The sequence below is a fragment of the Amycolatopsis sp. NPDC059027 genome, assembly GCF_042739735.1.
Lineage (GTDB): Bacteria > Actinomycetota > Actinomycetes > Mycobacteriales > Pseudonocardiaceae > Amycolatopsis.
The window spans coordinates 65,212-69,376 of sequence record NZ_JBHYIK010000012.1; the positions used below are offsets into that span (position 1 = coordinate 65,212).

General features: G+C 70.3%; 4 protein-coding genes. 3 read left to right on the top strand and 1 reads right to left on the bottom strand.

Going from position 1 to position 4,165, the window contains the following annotated elements; genetic code table 11:
- Positions 1-203: 203 nt before the first annotated feature.
- The 3 genes from ligD (ACFWY9_RS10845) (at position 204) to ACFWY9_RS10855 (ending at position 2,501) form a co-directional block, all read left to right on the top strand.
- Positions 204-1,121 carry a non-homologous end-joining DNA ligase gene (gene ligD / locus ACFWY9_RS10845; RefSeq protein WP_378338769.1) on the top strand — a complete coding sequence of 306 codons (918 nt, stop codon included), beginning with the start codon at positions 204-206 and terminating at the stop codon, positions 1,119-1,121.
- Positions 1,118-2,002 (top strand): non-homologous end-joining DNA ligase, encoded by an 885-nt coding sequence (ligD, locus tag ACFWY9_RS10850; RefSeq protein ID WP_378322462.1) that lies wholly within the window; start codon positions 1,118-1,120, stop codon positions 2,000-2,002. The genes ligD (ACFWY9_RS10845) and ligD (ACFWY9_RS10850) overlap by 4 nt, the downstream gene beginning before the upstream one ends.
- A 100-nt stretch (positions 2,003-2,102) precedes the next feature.
- Positions 2,103-2,501 carry an SPW repeat protein gene (locus ACFWY9_RS10855; RefSeq protein WP_378322463.1) on the top strand — a complete coding sequence of 133 codons (399 nt, stop codon included), beginning with the start codon at positions 2,103-2,105 and terminating at the stop codon, positions 2,499-2,501.
- A 3-nt stretch (positions 2,502-2,504) separates the two neighbouring features.
- Here ACFWY9_RS10855 and ACFWY9_RS10860 read toward each other — a convergent pair whose 3' ends face one another.
- Complete coding sequence (locus ACFWY9_RS10860) at positions 2,505-3,962, bottom strand: DNA polymerase ligase N-terminal domain-containing protein (protein WP_378322464.1); 1,458 nt, start codon at positions 3,960-3,962, stop codon at positions 2,505-2,507.
- Positions 3,963-4,165: the final 203 nt, after the last annotated feature.

Sequence of the window (4,165 nt, forward strand, 5' to 3'; positions counted from 1 at the left end):
TTTTTTTATAAGCCACAGCCTTTCGGGCTTCGTGGGCCCCCCGTGGTACAACATTTATTGTCCCCGCGCCCGGGCGGCCTGGTGCCCGCTTGTGGGCGACGGACAGCTTCCGGCCAGGCGGATCTTCATCAGGCGAGGTCACGGTGGTGCCGGGTACCCTGCTGGCTGTGACGGACCTGGTCCGGCCGGGATGGCGGGAGCCCATGCTGGCCACCCTCACCGAGCGGCGTTTCTCGGACCCGAACTGGGTCTTCGAGCGCAAGCTCGACGGCGTGCGCGCGCTCTGCGTGCGCGACGGCGGCGAGGTCGGGCTGTGGTCCCGGGCGCGCAAACCGATGAACGGGGCCTATCCCGAGATCGCGGACGCGCTGGCCGAACGCGGCGGTGAACAGTTCGTTGTGGACGGTGAGATCGTCGCGTTCGACGGCCACCGCACGAGTTTCGCCGCGCTGCAGCCGCGGATGCACCTCACCGATCCCGGCCGGGCGCGCCGCAGCGGGGTCAAGGTGTACTTCTACGCGTTCGACCTGCTGCACTTCGGGGGTATCGACGCGGTGGGACTGCCGCTGCGCCAGCGCAAGCAACTGCTGCGCGACGCGTTCGACTTCGACGATCCGTTGCGGTACGCGGCACACCGCAACGGCGACGGCGAGCGGTTCTACGCCGAAGCCTGTGGCAACGGCTGGGAGGGCGTGATCGCGAAACGCGCCGATTCGCCTTACACCCCAGGCCGTTCGAGCGACTGGCTGAAGTTCAAGTGCGTACGGGAACAGGAGTTCGTCGTCGGTGGGTACACCGATCCGCAGGGCACGCGGTCCGGGCTCGGCGCGTTGCTGCTGGGGTACCACGACAACGGCGCGCTGCGGTACGCGGGCAAGGTCGGCACCGGTTTCGACGACGCGATGCTGCGCGAACTGCTCGGCAGGCTGACGCCGCTGGAGCAGCGGACCTCGCCGTTCGCCGGGACGGTGCGCGAACGCGGCAGTCACTGGGTGCGCCCGGAACTGGTGATCCAGGCGGGGTTCGCCGAATGGACGCCGGAGGGCAAGCTCCGGCACGCGCGGTTCGCCGGGATCCGTGACGACAAGGCGGCGGCCGACGTGGTGCGGGAGGACCGGTGAACCCGGACGAGATACGAACGTCCAATCCGGACAAGGTCTTCTACCCCGAAAGCGGCCTGACCAAGGGTGACGTCGTCGCGCACTATCGCACCGTCGCCGCGGTGATGGTCCCGCATCTGCGCGGCCGCCCGCTGACGTTGCGCCGTTATCCGCACGGCATCCACGGGGAGACCTGGTTCCAGAAGGAGGCCAGCTCGCACTTCCCGGACTGGCTGCGGGTCGAGAACGTCCCGCAGCGGACCTCGGCCACGGTCCGCCACGTGATCTGCGACGACGCCGCGTCGCTGGTGTACCTGGCCAACCAGGCGGTGGTGGAGTACCACATCTGGACGTCCACAATGGACGCGCTGGAGCAGCCGGACATGGTCGTGATCGACATCGACCCGCCCGACGACGTCGATGTCCGGGAGCTGCGGGACATCGCCAAGCTGATCCGGCAGGTGTACACCGCCGTCGGGCTCACCGCGTACCTGCAGGCCACCGGCGGCCGCGGCTTCCACGTCGTGGCGCCGGTCGAACCCACCGCGAGCTACGCCGTCGTGCGGCAGGTCGCGCTGAAGGCCTCGGAACTGCTCGTGCGGGTCGACCCCGAGCGGCTGACCGTGGCGCAGCGCCGGGACAAGCGCGGGGACCGGGTCTTCCTCGACACCAATCGCAACGGCTACACGCAGACGTTCATCGCGCCCTATTCGCTGCGCGCGCGGCCCGCCGCCGGGGTCGCCACCCCGCTCGACTGGGGTGAGCTGGGCAAGGCCGCCCCGGACGGCTGGACGCCGGACCGGATCAAGCGGCGCCTGGCGCGCAAGGCGGATCCGTGGCGCGACATGGCCGAGCACGCGGCGTCCGCGGAAAAAGCGCTGGCGCAGCTCAAGCAGTACTGAGCCGCCGTGGCCTCCGGTGAAGTCCGATGTTCCGGAGCGTCGTGGGTGGGTACCCGGGGAGCGGACACGGGACCGACCAGAGGGTTCGAGGTGATCGTTCATGGCCAGCGGAAGCAACCCGGTCACGCATCCGGAGCGGATGGGCACGGCACGCGGCGCCGTGGGGGCCGGGGCCGGGCTGGTGGTGCTGGCGGGGCTCTACCTGATCGTCGCGCCCTGGATCACCCGGTTCGGCGGCGCCGCGGACCTCGCGGTGAGCAACACCGTCACCGGGCTGGCGCTGGTGGGCCTCGCCGCGGGGCGGACGCTCGACGAGCGGCTGCGCCCGCTGTGGTGGGTCGCGCCGGTCCTCGGCGCCTGGGCCGTGGCCTCGCCCGGTGTGCTGCGGTTCAACGCGGAGACGCCGCCGTCCGCGGGTGCGTGGGTCGGCAACGCCGTCGCCGGTGTCGTCGCCGCGGTCGCGGCGCTGGCGATTTTCCCGCGCCGTACCCGCGAGTGACGGTCATTCGTCCGGTTCGACGTCTTCGGGGGCGGCGTCTTCGAGCAGCCCACGCCAGCGCGGCGCGGCGAGACAGGCGCCTGAGGTCCAGCCGCGGTAGACCACTTCGCCGACGAGTACCGGCCGCACCCAGTGGGCGTCTTCGGCCTGTCGTGCCGGGACCTCGTGGAACGGCGAAGTCTTGCGGGTGAGGCGGTTCAGCCGCCGGGACAGGGTGTCCAGCTCGGCGCTGGAGAATCCGACGCCGACATTCCCGACGTACCGCAGCGCGTCGCCCTCGGGCACGCCGAGCAGCAGTGAGCCGAAGGTCCCGCTGCGCCGTCCGCCACCGGGCCGCCAGCCACCGAGCACGACCCGCTGCACGTGCGGATCGGTGATGGTGAGCCAGTCACCGGTGCTGCGGCCGGGACGGTACGGGCTGTCCGCGCGCTTGGCGAGGATCCCGGCGAGGCCGTGCTGGTGGCTGGCGCGCGCGACCGCGCCGCCGTCACCGAGGTAGTGCTGGGGCACCTGCCAGAACGGCCCGGTCAGGTCGAGGCCGTCGAGCAGCTCACGGCGTGCGGTGTAGGGCAGGTCGAGACAGGACCGACCGTCCACATGCAACAGGTCGTAGGCGAGAAAGAAGGCGGGATAACGGTCTTTGAGCCGTTTCGCCGCGGCCGCGTCGGCCTGGCCACGGCGGCGGAGACCCTCGGCGCTCGGCCTGCCGTCCTCGAACGCGACGATTTCGCCGTCCAACAGGACTTCGGTGGAGCCCAGCTGGTCGCCCAGCCCGCGCAGTTCGGGGTAGCGGGCGGTGACGTCCGCCCCGGACTCGTCGTAGGCGGTGACCCGCCCGCCGGACACCCGGAGCATCGTGCGCTGGCCGGACCAGGCGAATTCGTAGGCCCACTCGGCGTCTTCGGACACCGCGGGGAACCGGCCGGGTTTCGCCGCCATCGGTGCCAGGAACGACGGGGTCTCCTCGCGGCCGGGTTCGGCCGGGTCCAATCGTTTGAGCACCCAGTCCCGTTCGGACTCCGGATCGTGCCGGTTGACGAAGACGTACTTGCCGCGCGCCTTCGTTCCGTGGAAGACGACTTCGACCTTGTGGTCGTTCCAGTGCAGCGTCTCGTACCGCCCGCGGTCCCAGATGGTCATCCGCCCGCCGCCGTACTCGCCGGCGGGGATTTCGCCCTCGAAATCGGCGTACTCCATCGGATGGTCCTCGGTGTGCACCGCGAGCCGGGTGACGTCCGGCGACATCGGCAGGCCCTTCGGGACCGCCCACGACACGAGCACGCCGCCGCGTTCCAGCCTGATGTCCCAGTGCAGCCTGCGCGCGTGGTGTTCCTGGATCACGAACAGGTCGTCGGCGCCGGGTTCGGGCCGCCGCGGCCACGGTTCCGAGGTGCGCCGGGGATCACGCTTGCGCCGGTACTCGCCGAGTTGTTCCGCCATATCCGGCCGTGGCACCCCCATTCCCCGTTCGGTCGTTCCCCAGCGTATCCCTTCCGTCGCACCGGGAAACCTCCGTACGGGGGTTCGGGCCGAAGGGGACTTTCCTTGCGGCGGACGCGCTGAAGGGGACTTTCCTCGCGTCGGATGCGACGAAAGTCCCCTTCGGCCCGCTTCCCGGTCCTGTCTCTTATACAAAAATCCGAGCCCACCAGACATATAACCAT